The 19,482-nt window shown below is 39.7% G+C and carries 15 protein-coding genes and 2 pseudogenes; 7 read left to right on the plus strand and 10 right to left on the minus strand.

The window, feature by feature from the left end; genetic code table 11:
• Window positions 1-117 precede the first annotated feature (117 nt).
• Window positions 118-2,322, minus strand: coding sequence for a primosomal protein N' (gene priA / locus AACL23_RS02630; RefSeq protein ID WP_012738215.1), 2,205 nt, complete (start codon window positions 2,320-2,322; stop codon window positions 118-120).
• 293 nt (window positions 2,323-2,615) lie between these two features.
• Between priA and AACL23_RS02635 the strand changes: the two genes are divergently transcribed.
• Window positions 2,616-2,849: a hypothetical protein gene (locus tag AACL23_RS02635; protein ID WP_012738214.1), complete on the plus strand. Its 234-nt coding sequence runs from the start codon at window positions 2,616-2,618 to the stop codon at window positions 2,847-2,849.
• A gap of 105 nt (window positions 2,850-2,954) precedes the next feature.
• Here AACL23_RS02635 and nuoN read toward each other — a convergent pair whose 3' ends face one another.
• Window positions 2,955-4,448: an NADH-quinone oxidoreductase subunit NuoN gene (gene nuoN / locus AACL23_RS02640; protein WP_339049978.1), complete on the minus strand. Its 1,494-nt coding sequence runs from the start codon at window positions 4,446-4,448 to the stop codon at window positions 2,955-2,957.
• 331 nt (window positions 4,449-4,779) lie between these two features.
• Here nuoN and AACL23_RS02645 point away from each other — a divergent pair, with 331 nt between their 5' ends.
• Both AACL23_RS02645 and rimI read left to right on the plus strand, forming a co-directional pair.
• Window positions 4,780-5,217 carry a DNA polymerase III subunit psi gene (locus AACL23_RS02645; RefSeq protein ID WP_171967883.1) on the plus strand — a complete coding sequence of 146 codons (438 nt, stop codon included), beginning with the start codon at window positions 4,780-4,782 and terminating at the stop codon, window positions 5,215-5,217.
• Window positions 5,162-5,608, plus strand: a complete 447-nt coding sequence (rimI, locus tag AACL23_RS02650) for a ribosomal protein S18-alanine N-acetyltransferase (protein WP_095034404.1) — start codon at window positions 5,162-5,164, stop codon at window positions 5,606-5,608. Before AACL23_RS02645 ends, rimI begins: the two co-directional genes overlap by 56 nt.
• Window positions 5,609-5,658: 50 nt before the next feature.
• Here rimI and hflC read toward each other — a convergent pair whose 3' ends face one another.
• Both hflC and hflK read right to left on the minus strand, forming a co-directional pair.
• Window positions 5,659-6,648, minus strand: coding sequence for a protease modulator HflC (hflC, locus tag AACL23_RS02655; RefSeq protein ID WP_100102965.1), 990 nt, complete (start codon window positions 6,646-6,648; stop codon window positions 5,659-5,661).
• A 5-nt stretch (window positions 6,649-6,653) separates the two neighbouring features.
• Complete coding sequence (hflK, locus tag AACL23_RS02660) at window positions 6,654-7,886, minus strand: FtsH protease activity modulator HflK (protein WP_100102964.1); 1,233 nt, start codon at window positions 7,884-7,886, stop codon at window positions 6,654-6,656.
• A gap of 280 nt (window positions 7,887-8,166) precedes the next feature.
• Here hflK and AACL23_RS02665 point away from each other — a divergent pair, with 280 nt between their 5' ends.
• Window positions 8,167-8,361 carry a hypothetical protein gene (locus tag AACL23_RS02665; RefSeq protein WP_100096135.1) on the plus strand — a complete coding sequence of 65 codons (195 nt, stop codon included), beginning with the start codon at window positions 8,167-8,169 and terminating at the stop codon, window positions 8,359-8,361.
• Between the two features lie 67 nt (window positions 8,362-8,428).
• Here the strand turns inward: AACL23_RS02665 and hfq are convergent, their stop codons facing one another.
• The 6 genes and pseudogenes from hfq to clpB form a co-directional block, all read right to left on the minus strand.
• Window positions 8,429-8,710, minus strand: a complete 282-nt coding sequence (hfq, locus tag AACL23_RS02670) for an RNA chaperone Hfq (RefSeq protein WP_012738205.1) — start codon at window positions 8,708-8,710, stop codon at window positions 8,429-8,431.
• Window positions 8,711-8,862: 152 nt separating this feature from the next.
• A complete protein-coding gene (gene miaA, locus AACL23_RS02675) occupies window positions 8,863-9,804 on the minus strand; it encodes a tRNA (adenosine(37)-N6)-dimethylallyltransferase MiaA (protein ID WP_100096134.1) in 942 nt (313 codons plus the stop codon).
• Window positions 9,791-11,572, minus strand: coding sequence for a DNA mismatch repair endonuclease MutL (gene mutL, locus AACL23_RS02680; RefSeq protein WP_339049985.1), 1,782 nt, complete (start codon window positions 11,570-11,572; stop codon window positions 9,791-9,793). The genes miaA and mutL overlap by 14 nt, the downstream gene beginning before the upstream one ends.
• A gap of 66 nt (window positions 11,573-11,638) precedes the next feature.
• A pseudogene (locus AACL23_RS02685) lies at window positions 11,639-12,577 on the minus strand (N-acetylmuramoyl-L-alanine amidase); the annotation flags it as partial.
• A 65-nt stretch (window positions 12,578-12,642) separates the two neighbouring features.
• On the minus strand, window positions 12,643-13,149 hold the full coding sequence (gene tsaE, locus AACL23_RS02690; protein ID WP_339051557.1) for a tRNA (adenosine(37)-N6)-threonylcarbamoyltransferase complex ATPase subunit type 1 TsaE: 507 nt from the start codon (window positions 13,147-13,149) through the stop codon (window positions 12,643-12,645).
• A gap of 226 nt (window positions 13,150-13,375) precedes the next feature.
• Complete coding sequence (gene clpB, locus AACL23_RS02695; RefSeq protein WP_100096130.1) at window positions 13,376-15,949, minus strand: ATP-dependent chaperone ClpB; 2,574 nt, start codon at window positions 15,947-15,949, stop codon at window positions 13,376-13,378.
• 155 nt (window positions 15,950-16,104) lie between these two features.
• Here clpB and manA point away from each other — a divergent pair.
• From manA to ftnA, 3 genes and pseudogenes are all read left to right on the plus strand, one after another.
• Window positions 16,105-17,286 (plus strand): annotated as a pseudogene (gene manA / locus AACL23_RS02700) (mannose-6-phosphate isomerase).
• Window positions 17,287-17,321: 35 nt separating this feature from the next.
• The gene (locus AACL23_RS02705) at window positions 17,322-18,821 is read left to right on the plus strand and encodes a YdgA family protein (protein ID WP_100096128.1); all 1,500 of its coding nucleotides are present in this window, start codon (window positions 17,322-17,324) and stop codon (window positions 18,819-18,821) included.
• Window positions 18,822-18,939: 118 nt separating this feature from the next.
• Window positions 18,940-19,452, plus strand: a complete 513-nt coding sequence (ftnA, locus tag AACL23_RS02710; protein ID WP_012738195.1) for a non-heme ferritin — start codon at window positions 18,940-18,942, stop codon at window positions 19,450-19,452.
• Window positions 19,453-19,482: the final 30 nt, after the last annotated feature.

The raw sequence follows: 19,482 nt of genomic DNA on the forward strand, positions 1-19,482 counted from the left end.
ATGCAATATAAATATATATTTTAAATCATAAAAATGAATATAGAGATGCACCACTCAAACTATAGAATAGTTTTATGTATTTATGATTCGAATAAAAAATATTTTTGTTTTGATGATTCAACTTTCTGTTGGATCAACATCCAAAGACCATCTTATTTTTTGATTGAGTGCTAAAGAAAGCAGCAGTGGATTGCATCTGTTGACAAGCTGTTGTAATTGTTTCCGGGAAGGATGTTGCAATAATAATTGCCACTGAAAACGCCCATTGCGTTTAGAAAAAAGAGCAGGAACCGGCCCCATTACCCAAAGATCTGTGTCTTTTAATGAGTCTGATTCGAATATGTCACGTACCCGTTGCAAAAAAATAGGCGCTTGCTCGTTATCATTGTCCTGACTTCGGATAATAATGTGATAAGTATAAGGAGGTAATAATGCTTTTTTTCTTTCTTCCAACGCTTCTTTAGCAAACGCGTCGTAACCTTTTCCCAGTAACGTTTGCAGTAAAGGATGTTCAGGGTGATGCGTTTGTAAAAATATTTCCCCTGCTTTTTTAGCGCGCCCTGCGCGCCCTGCCACTTGAATATAAAGTTGGGAAAAACGTTCTGCTGCACGGAAGTCAGATGAAAATAAAGCCCCATCGACATCCAACAAACCCACCAATGTCACATCAGAAAAATGATGGCCCTTTGATAACATTTGAGTCCCAATCAGAATGCGAGCCCCTCCTTCATGAATATGGGACAAATATTTTTCCAATACGCCTTTTTTTCTCGTGGTATCACGATCAATCCGCGTAATCGGGACATTAGGAAAAAGAGAAAGCAATGTGCTCTCTAGCTGCTCCGTACCCACTCCGACAGGCATAAGATGCGTAGAATCACAGCGGGGACATTGTGATAACAACTGACTCTGCCTATTACAATGATGACAACGTAGCTTCTGTGAATTCTGATGTAGGGTATAATAATGATCACAGTGTAAACATTCAGCAATCCAGCCACATTCATGGCACAGTAAAACGGGGGCATAACCACGACGGTTTAAAAACAGCATCACCTGATTATTTGCTTGTAAATGTTGTTGCATCTTTTTTAGTAAAGGCTGACATAAACCCGAGGTCAGAGGTAATCCTTTGATATCAATGAATTTCTGTTTGACAAGTTGAGTCTGAACGGCTTTTTGAGATAAGACCAATTTTTGATATTTTCCAAGCTCAACATTACGCAGCGTTTCTAAAGCAGGCGTTGCCGATCCCATCACTATCGGGATATTTTCTTTCTTTGCACGAAATACCGCCAAATCACGAGCCTGATAACACCAACCTTCCTGTTGCTTATATGAACCGTCGTGCTCTTCATCAATAACAATGATGCCAAGCTGTGCAAAAGGTGTAAACAACGCGGAACGTGTCCCAATCACTATGGCGACTTCACCACTACGGGCCTTCAGCCAGACCGAGAGTCGTTGCTTATGATTCAAACCCGAATGTAGAACATCAATAGGGACATCAAAGCGTTCACGGAAACGGTCAACGATCTGCGGTGTTAAACCAATTTCTGGTACCAAAACAAGCGCTTGTCGGCCTTCAATCAGAAGATTTTCTAATACACGCAGATAGACTTCTGTTTTCCCTGACCCCGTCACTCCCGCTAAAAGCCATACCACAAATTGCTTATTTTGATGATGAATACGTTTTATCGCTTCAATTTGTTCAGAATTGAGTTGTAAACGATTTTCTCCCTTCATCTTTTTAATTTTGCTCCTCCAATCAGAAGATTGGATTTCTTGAGCACAAAGTAAACTCAATCCCTTCTTTTGCAAAGCTTGAAAAGTATTTTGAGTAAAACCTAAGGAATTCACTTCATGATGATAGATAGGGCCTTGTAATAATTGATTCATCGCTTTTTGTTGTTTGGGCGCTTTATGTAAAGCATCGATTGAAATAGTTTGGCCCTTTTCGGTCGCCACCCAATGTAATACAGGTTCAAATTTTGCTTGTTTTCCTTCCCTTAACAACAAAGGAATCGCATGAAAAAGAACTTCACCGATAGAATAATGGTAGTACTGAGATGCCCAATACAGCGTCTGCCAAAGGCTGTCTGAAAATAAACTTTGATCATCTAAAATTGCCTCAATATTTTTCAATTTTTCCAGAGAAACAGCGCTGCTTTGACTCAAACTGGTCACAATACCTATCGCTTTTCTATGACCGAAAGGCACTTTGACACGTGCACCTATGGCAGGATGAGGCATGTTCATCGCTAAACAATAATCAAATGTACGATTTAAAGGGATAGGAAGAGCAATTTTTACAATTAACATCAAAAAATGATTCCATCCTTAAGATATTGCTTGAAGTGAATATGTGCGTGATGAGTCTGAGCTTTTCAATTTAGAGAAAAGGCACATTTGAGAAGTGCTCTATGCTCAGCATGATATCGATTTTTATGCTACCATGCGCTTTTATAAATTTAATAAGTTATCCACAATACGCCAGATAAGGAAAATTTTTGAGCATTTTTTTATAATTCAAGATGTTATCTTTTCCCCCATTTTTGGTTCTGTTTTTAACTCATCAAAACATTTCATCAGCCCACTTCCAATAAGGATAAAAAATGAAAAAAGTGTCCGTCATTGCTCAATGTTTAATCAATGAAAAAAGTTTTAATGAAATGTCTGAGGCTGAGTCTCGGATAAAGCAAATTTTCGGTTTGCAGTATGCTGATCATTCATTTGATGAGTGGAATACAGAAGTCTCATTATTAAGTGCTAAAAGGTTTATTTCTGTTGTCGCCAACTCTTCTAAAGTTAGGATCAGGGCTCTCATTCAAGAATTATGGCATTATTAACCGTAAACGACTCGCCAGTAAATCAGTCAACTTTTAAGATAAAACTGTGGTGAAAAAGTCATCTGTCATTTTATCTGTTTTAAAAAACACTCGTTTGAGAAAACCTTAAGATAAGGCGTTGAAGCCTTTGATAAAAGAAATCAAAGGTTGAGGATAAATGCCAAATACCAACACCAATAGCGCCGATATCCATACCACAATCCCTCCGGCTGTGAATGCCCAATCTTTAGGGGTGTCTCGTTGCAATATTTCTGGTGGACTTAAAAATAAACTGACCGTAATACGTAGGTAGTAATACAAAGCTATTGCACTTCCAATCACCACAGTCGCCGTCAATACCCATAAATGCGTATTGACCGCTGTGAGTAAAAGAAAAAATTTAGCGATAAACCCAAGCGTCATGGGGATTCCTGCCAGCGATAACAGCATGATAGTCATAACCGCTGCTAATATAGGCCGATGCCAAAATAAACCACGATAAGAGAATAAGGCTTCCGCATCTGCCCCTTTATAAGGACTAGACATTAAACTCACCACTCCGAGTACACCTAAGCTGCTGAATAGATAAGCCACGATATACACAGCCACTCTTTCTAATACCATAGGATCCTGATGCAAGGCGATCAACCCTATCATCAAGTATCCAAAATGCGCGATAGAAGAATATCCTAGTAAACGTTTGATGTTATTTTGAGTGAGTGCCATGAGGTTGCCAAAAAATATAGAAGCCACCGCCATAAATGATAATGCCGTGTTCAAACCCGGAACGTTAAATGTAGGCACATACAAAAAGAAGCGCATGACCCCGGCTAACAGGGCAATTTTACCAACGGTTCCCAAAAAAGTCGTCACAGGCGCAGGCGCACCTTGATAGACATCTGGGGTCCAGAGTTGAAAGGGCGCCAGAGAGAGTTTGAAACCAAACCCTACAAGTATCATTCCCATCCCTGCCAAAATGAGCGGCTTAGAGAAGACATGTTCGTTGAATGCATTGCCCAGAGAGGTAAAAGATAAACCGCCTGTTTGTGCATACAACAGCGCCATGCCGAATAATAGAAAAGAAGAAGCGGCGGCCGAAAGTAAAAAATATTTGATACTGGCTTCCAGCGAACGATTTTGTTGGTAAGCGTATCCCAACAGGCCAAAAAGCGGCAGTGCAATCAGTTCAATGCCTAAAAAGATTGCAGCTAAATGTTGAGCGCTGACCAGGACTAAAGCGCCCAAGGTAGCGATGAGTAGCAAAAGATAAAACTCTTCACGGTTGTCTGGATAGCCCTTTAACCAAGGATATGCAAAGGTGCAGGTTGCTAAGCTCGCCAATATCACCAAGCCACTGTAAAAAATCGAATAACCATTAATACGTAATAAAGGTGTGACGTTAAGTGCATCATGTTGGGAAAAATGAAATAAACACCAGACTGTATAAAGTGAAAATAAAGCGCAATTGAGGCCAATGACGGTGAGGCTGCCGTTAAAAAAATGATGACGTCGCCAGGCAATCGAAAGCATGAGGAGAACGACCGTACCAGCGACGATCAATATCGGCAACATTGCCATTAACATTTCACCGGAAAGAGCAGATTGCGAACTTGTTATCATGGCAAAAGGTGACCTTATCAGTGTGAAGTTATTTTTTTGAAAAAATAATTAAAAAAATACATCAATTAAATTTAGATTAAAAATAGAGAAAAAAGACGATTTTTAAATGCTGATTGAATCACATGACCTGTTGGTGATGGCCTGTGATAACTTTTAAAATAAGAGGTAGTATCACACAATCCGTCTGTTTTTTATACTTGATTTATTGATCCTCAGACCCGAAAAAAACATGAATATTCAGCATAATTTGCTTGATGTGGTTTACTGATCTGTCTGAATTAAAAATACGAGTTATCATGAAATAATCAAGAGTTTAATGAAAGGATCGGGCCTGATGTCAAACCGAGATCGATTATTACAACAGCTTGGAATCACACAATGGGTATTAAAACGCCCCTCTGTGTTTCAAGGTGACATGTTTCTTCAGTTAACGGAAAATATCCGTTTTATCATTGTAGGAGATCCTCTTCCTGCTTATGATGATGATTTAATCAAAGATGTATTGCAGGCGTTACGTTTACAACCCAATCAAGTGTATTTTTTAATGCCTTTTCAGTTAAAAATGTTTCCTAAAAATACTCGTTGCCATAGCTGGCGATTAGGGGTAAGAGAATCTCTATCTTTGATAGGGGTTCAATTATACAGCCCAAACTGGGATGATTTTTATCAAAATGGGAAAGCCAAACACGCTCTTTGGAAGCAAATTTGTGATCATGAAACAGATTTCTATTTTAACTGCGGTAGATCTGCCGATGGCATATCAAATTGAGAAAAGAAGTCATACTTTTCCTTGGAGTGAACATATTTTTACCAGTAGCCAAGGTAAACTTTATTTCAATATTAAATTACATATTCAAAAAGAGATGCTGGGTTTTGCCATCACCCAAATTGTTTTGGATGAAGCCACTTTATTTAATCTGGCTGTCGATCCTTTTTATCAGCGTCAAGGCTGTGGTTCATTTTTAATGGAATATTTGATCGATTATTTAAGGGGATTTGAGGTAAAGAACCTTTGGCTTGAAGTCCGAATTTCTAATCTGAACGCTATTCGATTATACGAAAAATTCGGCTTTAATGAAGTTTCAATCAAAAAAGAGTATTACCCCAAAAATAATGGAAGAGAAGATGCATTAATCATGGCCTTGCCACTCCTTTTATAAGATCAAAAAAGGCCCCAAGGGGGCCTTAAAAATAACAGACATACTGTTTTTTAATTTTTTGGCGCTTTCATATAGCGGAAAAAGTCACTATCAGGGTTAAGGATCATGACATCCGTACTATTAAAGCTGTTTTCATAAGCCCTTAAGCTGCGGATGAAGGAGTAAAAATCAGGATCTTTACTAAACGCATCTGCAAAAAGCCTGGCAGCTGTAGCATCACCTTCACCACGAGTAATGCGTGCTTGACGCTCAGCTTCAGCTAAAGTACGAGTGACCTCATAATCTGCTGTGGCTCGTAATTTTTCTGCTTCTTCTTGCCCTTGTGAACGATGACGTCGTGCCACCGCTTCACGCTCTGCGCGCATGCGCTGAAAAATCGCGTCAGAGACTGACGTTGGTAAGTTAATTTGCTTAATACGAACATCCACCACAGCAATCCCTAATGCGGCCATGCTATTGGGGTTTACAGTGACCTTTTGTTTCCCTTGAGTTTCTTTCTCAACCAGTGCTGCTGCAGAAGCAATCGCATCATCTGCACTGGTTTTAGCTGTTTCATCATCTGTTGTCCCTGTATTTAAAGCATGACGTACATCAGAGGTCAGCTTACCACGCGAGTCGGTGACAATATCCTTGACATCTAAACGACCAATTTCAGAACGTAGCCGGTCACTAAATTTACGTTTTAATAAAACTTCTGCTTGAGAAATATCTCCGCCACCCGTCGCTAGGTAGTAACGGCTAAAATCACTGATACGCCATTTTAAATAAGAATCCACAATCAGATCTTTTTTCTCTTTAGTGACAAATCGATCCGCCTGGTTATCCATGGTTTGAATACGAGCATCGAGCTTTTTTACTGTTTCAATCAATGGGATTTTGAAATGTAATCCTGGTACATAAACCAAAGGCTTTTTATCAGCATCACGTAGCACTTTACCAAAGCGGAGTACTATTCCACGCTGACCTTCCTGAACAACAAACACTGAGGCAAAAAACAGGGTCAAGGCCCCAAAAATCATAAATAAAAAAGAGTTGCGCATTGATATTATCTCCCTACCCGAACGGGGCTATAACGCTTGGCGTTTTCCATACGTTGCTCAGCCACATTCTCTGTACCAGAATTGGTACTGTTCTTTTTCAGACTATTTTTGCTAGAAGAGGATGAATGTAAATTATTCAACTTGCTGATTTGATTAATATTTTTTTTATTTGGTGTGATTTGCCCTTTTAATATTTGATCTAATGGCAATACCATCAAATGATTCCCTTTATCATTAACCAGAATTTTTTTGGTATGACTCAACACGTTTTCCATCGTATCAATGTATAAACGTTCACGTGTAATTTGAGGCGCAGATTTATATTCAGGTAGCAATTTTGCAAAACCCGCCACTTCACCTTGTGCTTCTAAAACCGTGCGATCTTTGTAAGCTTTTGCATCTTCTAAAAGACGCTGAGCCTGACCGTTAGCACGGGGCTGAACTTCGTTAGCATACGCCTCGGCTTCACGAATATACTGTTGTTCATTTTCACGGGCGGCGATAGCATCATCAAAAGCCGTTTTCACTTCTTCCGGTGGGCGAGCTGCCTGAAAGTTAACATCTAATAGGGTAATTCCCATTTTGTAGGGGCGAATGGTTTCTTCCAGTACACGCTGGGTATCGCTCCGTACTATGGTTCGACCTTCAGTCAAAATTTTATCCATAGTGTATTTTCCGATAACACCTCTGACTGCGCTGTCCGTTGCTTGACGCAAGCTGTCATCCGGATGGGTAACACTAAAAAGATAAGCCGCAGGATCAGTGACACGATACTGAACGTTCATCTCTATCCGAACGACATTTTCATCAGAGGTTAACATTACACCAGAAGCCGCCAGTTCACGCACAGATTCGACATTAACCGGAGTAACCTTATCGATAAAAGTAGGGCTCCAGTTTAAACCTGGCTGTACAGTATGATTAAGTTTACCTAAACGGGTGACAACGCCTCGTTCTGCTTCTTTGACAGTATAAAAACCACTGGCAGACCAACCCACAATGACTGCAAGCAGTACGATAATAAAAAAGCGCGGATTAAGTTTTGAATTTTTTGACTCCTTATTATTATTGCTGTTTCCTTTAGCTATTGTATTTAATTTTTGACTCAACTGACGCAACAGATCATTAAGATCGATTGAACTTTTGCCTCGCCCATTTTGTTTATTGCTACCTTTATCGCCGCTGCTCCCCCACGGGTCGCGGTCCTGTCCGTTATTTCCGGGCTGATTCCACGCCATGCTTTAACTCCGTTGCTGTAATGTAAATTTTTAAAAATCAAGATTGAGCTTCAAGACGCATTCAAAATCTCTTTATTGTTCTCTGATATCTCGCAAAAAAATGAACTGACAGTGAATTTACTCTGTAAATTCGATTTTTTCAGTTCGTTTTTTTGGTGTTTGAGCCGGGTTCAGAATCATTTTGAACAATTTCAAGAAGCCTGGTTTGGATGCTATAAAACCTAATCCAACATATTATCACTAGTGTCAGATAATACCACGAGTCGATCAGGCCCTGTTTATGCTTACAAATGACGACGACATTCAATCATCAGCATTCGTGTCTTGTAATGATACCCGTGTTTCGTCTTTTCATGACCATTATTTTCAATCGCCTACAGCGGATGCAAACGACGTCGAAGACGGCCCATTAGGTGATGATATTCAATTCATCACGATTAACAAAGGCTTAACCTCTTTAAATAAAAAAAGGTAATAAAAAAGGGCAATAGGGAATATGATTTTTTAAAAAATTTGTGCAAACCCCATATTATAAAAAACCATTAACTACCATCATCTTCGGGTTTTTGAAGCGGGGGAGCGTGATGAGGTGAAGAGGATACAGCACGAGAAGGAACAACAGTCGAAACAGCATGTTTATAAATAACCTGACATATCGTATTTTTTAAAGAAGGGGAGGTACTTTTTAATAAAATGACAAATTGATCAAACGACTCAATCTGGCCTTGCAATTTAATGCCATTGATTAAATATATAGAAACGGGAATCCTTTCTTTACGTAATGCATTTAAAAAAGGATCTTGCAAAGATTGCCCCTTAGCCATTTTTTTATTCCTTAATTTGTTTGTTGTTTTAAAAAAAATTACGAGGGAAAAACTGCGTCAATTGTACACAATCATGAAATCTATGCACTACTAATAGATTAAATTATTCCTTTCGATAATTTCTGAAAATTAATTTCAATCACTTTTACTTTTTATCTCTTTAACAGAGTTTTAAATTTTTTTAAAAATGCTTGAGGCTGATCGCTGTCCAGCCAGTATAAATTTTTCCATTGACGTAACCAAGTCATTTGCCGTTTTGCTAATTGACGTGTTGCACAAACACCACGATAAATCATCTCGTTATAATCGATTTCCCCCGAAAGATAAGACCACATTTGTCGATAACCTACAGCACGAATCGCAGGTAAATCAGCAGATAGATCGTCCCGAATAAATAAGCTTGAGACTTCTTTAACAAAACCTGCTGAAATCATTTTCTGGAAACGCAGCTCAATGCGGTGGTGTAACTGTTCTCTAGAGCTTGGGATCAGACCAAAAGGATAGACTTTGTAAGGCAAGCGACCGCCTGAAATCTTAATGAGCTCCGTTAACGTTTTACCTGAAATGAAAAAAACTTCCAGCGCTCTGATCACTCTTTGTATGTCATTGAAATGAATACGTTCAGCCGCAACAGGATCGATCACAGATAATTGTTCATATAAAAAAGTATTTCCATATTTTAATGCTTGATTTTGAATGTCTTGACGAATGTTGGGATCAGAAGAAGGTAAAGGGGATAACCCCTGTAAAAGCGCCTTGAAATAGAGCATTGTGCCCCCCACCAGCAATGGGATTCGCCCTGCCAAGGTGATTTCAGACATGAGTTTAAGTGCATCTTTCTGAAAACAAGCCGCTGAATAACTTTCAGAAGGATCACGTATGTCAATTAAATGATGTGGTGTTTTTCTGAGCTCTTCGGCAGTTGGCTTCGCCGTACCGATATCCATACCACGGTAAATTAACGCTGAATCAACACTGATTAGTTCGACAGGAAGGTATTGAGACAAAGCCATCGCCAAAGCGGTTTTGCCTGCAGTCGTTGGCCCCATAATAAAAATAGCAGGGGGTAAGGTGATTGGTTCAGTTTTTTCCATGGATTAACATAGCCAATGCAGGCTGAATATCTATCAATTGTAAAAGTTTTTCAGAGGGATCTTTAATCGATTCAACACAAAAACGTTCAAAATCCGTTAATAATTGAATCGCTTGTGAAACAGTCCATTCATGATGCAACGAATCAAATTGAGAAGCCAACCAATCCGCAAGATGCTCAGGCAACATGGTTTCATGTTTCGACAAATAGGCGAATAATTCTGGAATGCACTTTTGTAAATTGTAAGTACGTAATTCTAAAGAAAGCCCCCGTAGCAGGGCCGTATTTTTTTCTATGATTAGATCAACGCCCATTAAAGTCAGTAAATGTTGATGGCGCTCCCAAGCCATCATTTCTGTTTTCTCTAATTTAAATTTGAGAGGGATGAGCATAGGCTGTATTCGTGATCTTTCGGATGGGGGCGTCAAAAATGCTTTTTTTAGCAAGCGTTCCGCTTCAGGTAACGATAATAAAGCAATGTTATTGCGATATTCTATCAGTGCATAGCAGGATGAAAAAATACCAAGCACTCGCCCAAAATAATTCGGATTCTCATCCCTTACAATCTCTTTTTTAAAAGGGGTCTTCTCCTGCTCGGTTTGAGCAGCCTCATAAAATGACAAAGAAGCTTCACAAGCCTGTTTTGTTAAAATCCGATTTTTATTCAATGCCCTATCAGATTCAGCATAATGATTGCTCCCTGCTGCTGAACGATTTTGTTTGGGTATTGGGGCAATTTTTTCTATATCAGCAGGGGGGGCAAAAAATGAAGATGTTGAATGATTTAAAGCCGTTGTAATGGCTTGATAAATAAAATCATGAACTAGCCTCGTTTGATGAAAACGAACTTCCTGTTTTGCCGGATGAACATTCACATCGACTTGACGAGGATCCATATCGAGATAAAGAACGTAACTCGGGGTATTAGACCCTGTTGAAATCGTTTCATAGGCTTGACGAACGGCATGATTCACCACTCGATCACGAATAATACGATGATTGATATAAAAATACTGAATATCATTTATTTTAGGGCTGTGAGGATCCGCTATCCAACCTTTTACACTTAAGCCGGTGCTTTCCAAAGAAAGCGTGAGCGCATGCTGTAAAAATGAAGCGCCACATAAACGGAGAAGACGCCGTTCCTTTTGTAATTCTGATTGGGCCACGCCGTATTGACGTAATAATTTTCCATTATGCGAAAGATCGATGGCCACATCAAACCTGGATAAAGCCAGGCGCCTGACCACCTCATCAATATGTTGCCATTCTGTTTTCTCTGTTCGCAAAAATTTTCGTCGAGCAGGCGTATTATAAAATAAATTTAAAACCTCGATCGTACTGCCCACAGGGTGAGAAGCCGGCTTTATCGTGACATTCATTTCACGTCCCTCTGTATAAGCCTGCCAGGCTTCTTTTTGTTCCAACGTGCGTGAAGTTAACTTTAAACGAGAAACAGAGCTGATGCTCGCAAGGGCTTCTCCACGAAACCCCATACTCAGAATGCCCTGTAAATCTTCCAGAGAAGAAATTTTATTGGTGGCATGTCGCGCCAGTGCTAAGGAGAGCTCCTCTTTACTGATCCCGCAGCCGTTATCACAGATCCGAATCCGTTCGATTCCTCCACGATGAATGTCAATTTCCATTTTTGTGGCACCGGCATCCAAACTGTTTTCAACCAATTCTTTCACTACAGATGAGGGACGTTCTACTACTTCACCTGCGGCGATTTGATTGGCCAGTTCAGGCGATAAAATTTTAATAGGCATAGACAATTCTCTGTTTAATATCCTACTCGCTTACAAAGCCAAGGCTTAGGGTGCCTTCGATAAAACAGGGATTTTCAGTGTTTTGCCGATGGGAATCACATCAAATTTCATCTGATTGGCCTTTTTTATGGCAGAAATAGAAACTTTATATTTTGAAGCAAGGCCAAACAAGGTCTCTCCTTTTTTGACTTTATGATGGATCACCGAATGTGATGCTTTATTCTGGGGAGCGATTTGTAGGGAATGGGTCAAAAAATAATGTCTTATCCCTTTGTAAAGGGCTTGAGCTATTTTTTTTTGATGTCTGGGTGTAGCCAGCAGTTTTTCCTCAGATAGGTGGCTAATAAAGCCCGTTTCTACTAAAAGTGACGGGATATCAGGCGACCTTAAAACGCCAAAACTGGCGTTTTCTGGCTTGGATTTATTTATAAACCCTATTTTCTTTAATTCTTTTAATAAATCTAACGCAACCTTGTAGCTTACTCTTTGTGAGTGCGAAAACTGTAAATCGAGCACTGTGGTACTCAAATAAGGATTTGCCTTTTTATTCGACAGCACACGGCCTGCGCCACCTAGCAATTCAGACTGTTTTTCATGTTGCTCAAGCCAACGGCCCATTTCAGTCTCAGCTCGGCGATAAGATAATAACCAAACCGAGGCGCCTCTCAGCTTACGATTAGGAGCGGCATCAGCGTGTATGGAGATCAATAAATTGACTTTGTGTTGACGAGCAATATCTGAACGCGCCATCACCGAAATAAAATCATCTTGATTGCGTGTCAAAATGGCTTTAAACATGGGATCTTTATTCAGCAAAAGCGCCAGCTGACGCGCTATGTTCAGAGTCACCTGTTTTTCTTGAAGACCATGCTGACCTGTAGCACCAGGATCTTGGCCTCCGTGTCCTGCATCAATAGCAATGACCACAGGATTAAATATTTTTGCAGCGGTTTTTTTTATTTTTGTTTTTGCATAAGCAGGGTTAAATGAAGATATGATCAAAAGCAAAAAGATAGTCATATTGAATAAGACAGAAAAAAAAACAGATCTGATCGTCTGAATGACTAATGTCATCTCAATATTCCGGTAACATCATTTTTAGGGTTTTGCAAGAGATCTATGAAATGCTTTAGTGAATCTACACCTTGGTCAGAGAGGGCGACGAGCTGCACATCTCGTTTTTGCCCCTGATAAATAAAATGCAGCTCAAGATCGGCTTCAGGCAAAACAGAAAGCCCTTTATCTGGCCATTCTATTAGGCAAATCGCTTGCTCGTTAAAATAATCGCGTATTCCTATCCATTCTAACTCTTGCGGATCTGAGACACGATAAAAATCGAAATGATGAATCGTTTTGGGAAATAATGAATAAGATTCCACTAAGGTATAAGTCGGGCTTTTGACTTTTCCTGTATAACCTAAAGCTTGAATAAATCCACGGCTAAAGGTTGTTTTCCCGGCCCCTAAATCTCCAAATAAAGCGATCACAATCGCGTGATGACAAGAAGCAGCAGCCAACATGGCCCCTAATTTTAGAGTGGCCCTCTCATCTATTAAAGATAAAAAATGTTCTTTCATTTTGAGTCGTGACTCAGATTGCTTGATAATCGTAGAATATAAACTCAACAAACCGGGGTCACCCCAAAAAATCCCTTTTCAGAATCAAAATACTCCATGTTTATAAGCGTCACGAATTTGATATTCCCATGTTAAATCGCCGAATTTATTGATCTAAAACGTATCATATCCTATCCGATTTTTGCCTTCAAATTGACACTTTTTTGAACATATGCCATTGTCCCTTTCACTGCCTCGCAAGGATGTGCCCTTCATTCAGATCTAAAACAATAGGCATACCAGGTATTAACTGGCCCGATAATATTTGCTGTGCCAAAGGATTTTCAATTTCTTGTTGAATAGCGCGTTTTAAAGGTCGGGCACCATAAACAGGGTCGTATCCTTCTTTTGTTAAAAAGCCCAAAGCGCTTGGAGTGATTCCCGCTGTGTAGCCTTTTTCTTCGAGGCGTTGATATAACTGCTTGAGCTGAATTTGCGCGATAGACTCAAGATGCTGTGCTTCTAATGGATGAAATACCACGACTTCATCAATCCTGTTAATAAATTCAGGACGAAAGTAACGCTGGACCACCTCCATCACCGATTTTTTCATGTCGCTATAATCGGCTTGAGAAAAGCGTTCCTGAATCAGATCAGAGCCTAGATTTGAAGTCATGATGATGACCGTGTTTCTAAAATCGACTGTTCTACCTTGACCATCTGTTAATCGTCCATCATCGAGTACCTGTAATAAAATATTAAACACGTCCTGATGGGCTTTCTCTACTTCATCGAGCAATACTACAGAATAAGGGCGGCGACGAACCGCTTCGGTTAAATACCCCCCTTCTTCATATCCCACATATCCTGGGGGTGCACCCAACAAGCGCGATACCGTGTGTTTTTCCATAAATTCCGACATATCGATACGCACCATGGCGTCTTTGCTGGAAAATAAAAAATACGCTAAAGCTTTGCATAGTTCTGTTTTCCCTACGCCCGTCGGGCCCAAAAATAAAAACGAACCGATCGGACGGTTAGGATCCGATAAACCCGCCCGACTACGTCGTAACGCATTCGAAACCGCAATGACCGCTTCATTTTGGCCTATCACCTGTTGATGTAAATTTTCTTCCATCCGTAATAATTTTTCACGCTCGCTTTCTAACATTCGATCAACGGGGATCCCTGTCCAACGTGCCAGCACCTCCGCAATTTCAATATCGGTCACTCGATTGCGTAATAATTTCATGCTACTCATTTCTTTCTCGGTCGCCGCCTGCAACTGCTTCTCCAGTTCGGGGATTTTGCCGTATTGCATCTCCGACATTTTTGCTAAATCTGACACCCGTCTCGCTTGCTCCAGTGTAATTTTTGCTTCTTCGAGTTGTGCCTTAATGTTTTGAGTTCCCGTCAAAGAGGCTTTTTCAGCCTTCCATTCTTCTTCCAGTTCAGAATATTGCCGTTCTTTTTTTTCTAGTTCCTCATTAAGCATTTTCAGTCGTTTTTTACTGGCTTCATCCTGCTCTTTATTTAATGCTTGCTGTTCCAGTTTTAATTGAATAATCCGACGCTCTAATTTATCCAATGCTTCAGGTTTTGAATCTATTTGCATACGAATACTTGCCGCCGCTTCATCAATCAGATCGATGGCTTTATCCGGTAATTGACGATCTGCGATATAGCGTTGAGACAAGCTCGCCGCTGCCACAATCGCAGGATCAGTAATCTGGACATGATGATGTAATTCATAACGCTCTTTCAGACCTCGCAAAATGGCAATCGTGTCTTCTACCGTCGGCTCAGCCACATACACTTTTTGAAAGCGGCGCTCTAAGGCCGGATCTTTTTCGATATATTGCCGATATTCGTCTAAGGTTGTTGCCCCAACACAATGTAATTCTCCTCTTGCCAAAGCGGGTTTTAACATATTGCCTGCATCCATCGCGCCTTCTGCTTTACCCGCCCCAACCATAGTGTGCAATTCATCGATAAACAAGATTACGCTTCCCCCTTGTTTCGATAAATCTTTAAGCACACCCTTGAGCCGTTCTTCAAACTCCCCCCGATATTTCGCCCCTGCCAATAATGCCCCCATGTCAAGCGACAATACTCGCTTTTTTTTGAGCCCTTCGGGAACTTCTCCATTTACGATCCTCTGAGCCAACCCTTCTACTATGGCGGTTTTCCCGACACCAGGCGCGCCTATCAACACGGGATTATTTTTTGTACGCCGTTGTAAAACCTGAATGGCCCGACGAATTTCTTCATCTCGACCAATCACCGGATCCAGCTTGCTTTGTTCTGCCCGCTCAGTGAGGTCAATCGTAAATTTTTTTAAAGCCTGGCGATGATCTTCGGCACCTTGATCATTGACGTTATCCCCTGAGCGCAAGCGCTCAATTTCTTGTTTCACGGGTTGTTCTGAAATCCCACAAGATTTCAGAATTTCCTTTAAAGCCCCTCGCTCTTCGAGGGCAGCAAGAATAAACCATTCTGAGGAAATATATTTATCTCCTCTTTGTTGAGCCAACTTGTTACAAATATTCAAGATTCGTATAGAAGCATTCGATAATCGCACATCACCCCCAATTCCTTCGACAACAGGTAAAGCGGATAATGCCTTGTCAAGCTCTGTATTTAACCGGTTGATATCAACACCTGTTGCGACCAGCAATGGCCGGACTGTTCCAGTTTCTTGATTGAGCAAGGCTTTCATCATGTGCACAGGCTCTATAAACTGCTGATTCTTACCCAGTGCTAAAGATTGCGCCTCCGAAAAAGCGGATTGAAACTGATTGGTAAAATTATCCAAATTCATAATATCCTCTCCATGATGATAAAAAGATGAGTGATAAATATCATGTATGATGAAGTAAAGCCAAGCTTTCAATTTTCAAGGTATATTAAAAAAATTTATTCTCTCCATGGACTTTTAATAGGTCAGTTTTTTAATTAAGAGCAGGACTCATCATCATGCAAAAAATGATCAATTCAGTACAAAATTATGCTTGGGGCAGCCGGGATGCTTTAACCCGTTTGTATGGTATTCCTAATAATCAGGGGCTGCCTATGGCGGAACTCTGGATGGGCGCGCATCCACAAAACAGTTCGCAATTAATCAATGATCAGAAAGAAAGACAGGCTTTGTGCGATTTAATTCAACAAAATCCCGCCGCTTATTTGGGGCCACAGGCTCAAAAGGGGGATCAATTACCTTTTCTTTTTAAAGTCCTTTGTGCGGCTCAACCGCTCTCACTTCAAGTACATCCTGATAAACAAGCAGCACAGAAAGGGTTTGCAAAAGAAAATGCCAGGAGGATCCCGATCACAGCCAAAGAGCGTCTCTATAAAGACGACAACCATAAACCTGAATTGCTTTATGCCTTAACGCCTTTTAAAGCGATGAATGGTTTTCGTACCATAGAAGATCTTCAAAAACTATTCACACCTCTTGTCGAAGCACATCCCGATATTCATTTATTTGTAGAAAAGCCCAGTCTAAAGCATTTATCAAACGTCTTTTTGAGTCTTCTGAGTATGACAGACGAGACAAAAAAACGGGCGCTCGCCGTATTACAATCGGTAGTGGCGGGTAGATCAGACGAGCCCTAGAGTACCATTCAACATATCGCTTCATTTTATCCAGAAGATCCTGGCTTATTTGCGCCTGTATTCCTGAATGTGATCACGTTAAAACCAGGAGAAGCCATGTTTTTAGAAGCGCAGACGCCGCATGCTTATATCGAAGGGGTCGCATTAGAGGTCATGGCAAATTCGGATAATGTGTTGCGTGCCGGCTTAACAGCAAAATGGATTGACGTACCTGAGCTCATGGCTAACGTACGCTTTGTTCCTAAACCTGCTTCAAATTTATTGACCCTGCCCCTTCAAAGAGAAAATCGACAGATCTTTCCTGTCCCTGTCTCAGATTTTGCATTTTCTGTTTATCAGTTAAAATCCGATGGACAACTTTTAACACCGAATATAATCTCTATTATTTTTTGCATGGAAGGCAACGCTCGATTAGATCAAAAAGGCAAAAAACTGGAGCTTATCCCTGGTGAATCTTGTTTTTGCTCTGCTGGCGAATCCTCTATCAGGGTCTATGGGAAAGGCAAAATTGCTTATGTCTCTCATCCTCCCATTAATATATAAACCCGCTCATTTATAAAAAATAAAGGAATCATAAAATGATGAAAAAATCATCCCTCACCATCAGCATGTTCGCTCTATTAGGCGCTGCCTGGACAGGCGCTTCTTGGTATACAGGGAAAATAATAGAAGAAAAAATGCCGGCATTAACGGATAATATTAATCATAAAATTTCGAGTTATTTACCGAGACAAGATATCAAATTCACTTATCAAGATTATCACCGCGGTATTTTTAGCACTAAAGTACGCTATGTCTTGCAACTGAATCAAGATAAGACCGCCGAAAAAATTATTTTTATTGAAACCATCGACCATGGGCCTTTCCCAATATCGCAAATAAAAAAAGGCTATCTATTACCTGTTATGGCTTCAGTACATTCTACTTTAGAAAACACGCCCGTTTTAGAAAAAATATTTACAGCCAACCAGGGAGAATCTCCTCTTAGTGCGGATTCACGCGTTTCTTATCTTGGTAATCACACATCTGTGATCCACTTTTCTCCTATAAATTATGAATATCAAGATACTCGCTTAACATTTTCTGGGGGCATGATGACAGCCCATCTTTCAAATGATATGAATAATGCGGATTTCACAGCGCAAAGTGATGCCTTCACTTTCATCACTCAAAACGACTTAAAACAAACTGAAACACTGAATTTAAAAGGTTTAACGCTGAGCAGCGTCAATCATATGGGGAAATTTGGTGTCTTTCTTGGTGAAGAAAAAATCGCTTTTAAAGAAATTCTTTTTAATGTGAATGATAAAAACAATATAAATCTCAATGGAATTGAGTTCTATCATAAAACGAATGAATTAGATCATGCGTTAAATACGGAATTAAATTATTCATTAAATGATCTCAACATTGACGGAAATGATTTTGGTTCCGGAAAATTATTTGTTTCTCTAGAGGGTATAGACGGCCAAACGATCAAACATTTTATGGAAATGATCAAAAATAAAACCATCAAAAGCTTTAAGGCTGAAAATAATGATGAGTTTTTAAATACAGATCAAAAAGATATCATAAAAAATATATGGCAAGCTGCATTGAAAGGAAATGCAGTTTTAAAAATTGAGCCTTTGAGTTGGAAAAACAGCCAAGGCGAAGGTACTTTTAATTTACAGGCGCAGATGAAAATACCTGAATCTACAACGACCGATCCTCAAAATCTTTCTTTGGCAAGCGGAATTAAAAAGATAGATGCTCGTTTAAATATACCGGTTGTGATGCTAAAAGAGCTGATGACACAGATTTCCATCTTACAGGGAAATAGTCAGGAAGAATCTCAAAAATTGGCAGATCAGCAAGTACAAAGCTTGGCCAAATTGGGTAAACTGTTGAAGTTCACTACTCTGGAAAATGACATCATCGGTAGTCAATTTTATTTTGAAAATCATCAAATAGATTTAAATGGTCAAAAATTTTCATCACAATCGTTTTCTGAATTATTTAATATGGCCGGTTTATTGAATTCAGAACAACAAACGGCACCAGAAATCCCGTCAACAATCACACCTGCTAATCCATAAGAGGTGCTGTATGGTTGTTTTTCGCACAAATTTGAAATACCTCTCATGATATTAATTGTAAATGCTACTAATATCAGGGAGAGAGAAACAGTTGAAATAATGAGATGAGGAAAAAATAATGATCAAAGACAGCATGGTGAAAAAATTGAATCAACAAATGAACCTGGAATTTGATTCAGCCAGTCTTTATTTACAAATGAGTGCCTGGTGTAGTTACAAAGGTTTTGAAGGAGCCGCCATTTTTTTAAAACGACATTCTCAGGAAGAAATGCAACACATGCAGCGCATTTTTGACTATCTATGTGATATTGGTCAGCAACCTATTGTTGATTCTGTTAAAAAACCTCAAAATAACTTTGAATCATTGATCGACCTCTTTGAAAAAACCTATAACAATGAAAAAATTGTTAGCATGGAAATCAATAATTTATGCGACCTTGCATTGACTGAAAAAGATTTTCCTACCTTTGAGTTTTTGCAATGGTATGTTTCAGAACAACATGAAGAAGAGAAATTATTTAAATCTATCTTGGATAAACTGAATTTAGTAGGTAGTAGTGGTGAGGGGCTCTTTTTGGTTGATAAGGAACTCAAGGATATTAATGAAAAAATAGAACAACATCAGGTTTAGCTTTTTAAAGGGGCGAAAAACTGTCACTTT

This window comes from Candidatus Williamhamiltonella endosymbiont of Tuberolachnus salignus, assembly GCF_964019775.1.
Classification (GTDB): Bacteria; Pseudomonadota; Gammaproteobacteria; order Enterobacterales; family Enterobacteriaceae; genus Hamiltonella; species Hamiltonella defendens.